The organism is Streptomyces sp. NPDC007095 (genome assembly GCF_040634475.1).
Classification (GTDB): Bacteria; Actinomycetota; Actinomycetes; order Streptomycetales; family Streptomycetaceae; genus Streptomyces.
Genome location: NZ_JBEYFS010000511.1, coordinates 1 through 1,649, shown reverse-complemented (window position 1 = coordinate 1,649; position 1,649 = coordinate 1). Strand labels below are relative to the sequence as shown.

Sequence of the window (1,649 nt, the reverse complement as noted above, 5' to 3'; positions counted from 1 at the left end):
CGGTGCCCGGCTGGCTGCGGGGCCGGGGCGGACAGCCGGAGGCGTATTGCCACCGGGCAATACTCGATGCGATCCGCTACCTCGTCGACAACGGCCAATGCCGTTGCTTGAGCTACTGAAGTATCGCGGGCGTAAGGGTGATGACTTTCTCCGGAACCCGTCGTGTACCTCGCCTGACCTGGTCTTTCTTGCGCACGATGTACTGCGAGACCGGATGGCGTGTGCAGCGGTCCGCCTCGCGTAGCCGCCGGAGACCGTTGTCGAGCTTGCGCACGACTTTCGCGGCCATCCGCTTCATGAACTGCCGCAGACGGCTGGTAGACCGGCCTGCCTGGAGAACGACGCTGCGACGTGTGTGCTTGAGGACCTTGACGAACGAGATCCGGTCGGGGTCCAGACCCTCGCCGTCGGCCAACCGCATAATGATCCGGCTCAGACAGTGATGGAGAGTCAGGTGCGCCCAGATCTCCTGCCGCACCAATTCCGGCGACACCGACCGCAGCACCTCAGCCTTTCCCCGCTGAAAGGTCTTGATCTGCCGGAAGGCTGATTCGACCTCCCAGCGCTCGTGATACAGAGCTGCCAGCTCCTCGGCGGGCCAGGCCACGGGGTCCAGCAGGTCGGTCAGCAGCCTGACCGTCTCGCCGCCGTCGACCTGGTAGTCGATCACTCTCACTGTCACCCCGCCCGGATGGGAGCGCCGCTGTCCGGCGAGATTCATCCGGGTCAGATAGGTCCCGTCAGGCAAGACCTCCATGGGCTTCGCGGCGACGAAGGTCCGGGCTCTGATCAGTAAGTGCGCTCCGGCCTGCGTATATGCCTTCCACAGTGCGACACCGGGGAAGGCCCGGTCCATGACCACCAGCATGCCGGCGGCACTGCCGGCCATCTCTGTCGCCAGCGCGGGCTCGCCACCACCGCCCTTGAAGCTGCCTATCCGCGCGTCGATCGTCGCGTGCGTACCGGTCTCGGTCAGCGTCACCACCCTGGCCTGCGGGAACCCGATGGGCCGACCGGCACTGTCCACCTGCCCGCCCAAAGCGGCACGTGTCGTGTCGTTCTCCGGCACGTCCAGCAAGAACCCGTCGACCGCGGCAACTCTCATCCCGCGCCAGAACGCCGCCTCGAGAGTGGTGGGAGCGATCGCCCCCGCCACACGGCGGAACACTCCCTCCAACGGTGCGGCCCCCAACTGCTGCCGGGCCCTGGTGAACGACGACTTGTTCGGGACCGACTGGTCCATCTCGCCCAGGGCCCCGACCAGGTTCTCCGCGACATCGTCGTAGGAGTCCTGCTGGAACAGCGCCAGAGCAAGCACGAAGTAGACCATGAACCGGCTCGACAGGAGTACGCCGACAACGGGGCTTGGCATCCAGCCGACCACACGCGGTCAGCACCTCGTCCACCAGCTCAGGAACGATCCACTCGGTGAGCAACCCGAGCCGGACTTCATCGGATAACCCGATCCATGGATGCATGTCCGCGTCAACGAACCAGCACCCCGGCGGTCACGCCTGGAGAGGAACTACGTGCACCTCTCAAGCAACGGCATTGCGACAACGGCATCAAGTGGCGGGCCATGCCGGCCGACTTCCCGCCGTGGGACCGCGTCTACGCGTTCTTCCGCCGCTGGCGCGACCACGCCCTGG

The 1,649-nt window shown here is 66.0% G+C and carries 2 protein-coding genes; one reads left to right on the top strand and one right to left on the bottom strand.

The features are described from left to right. Nucleotides 1-112: 112 nt before the first annotated feature. On the bottom strand, nt 113-1,372 hold the full coding sequence (locus ABZ656_RS57840) for an IS4 family transposase (RefSeq protein WP_360280783.1): 1,260 nt from the start codon (nt 1,370-1,372) through the stop codon (nt 113-115). 96 nt (nt 1,373-1,468) lie between these two features. Here ABZ656_RS57840 and ABZ656_RS57835 point away from each other — a divergent pair. Continuing rightward, nucleotides 1,469-1,649: transposase (locus ABZ656_RS57835; RefSeq protein WP_360280780.1), on the top strand; the 181-nt coding region annotated here is incomplete at its 3' end.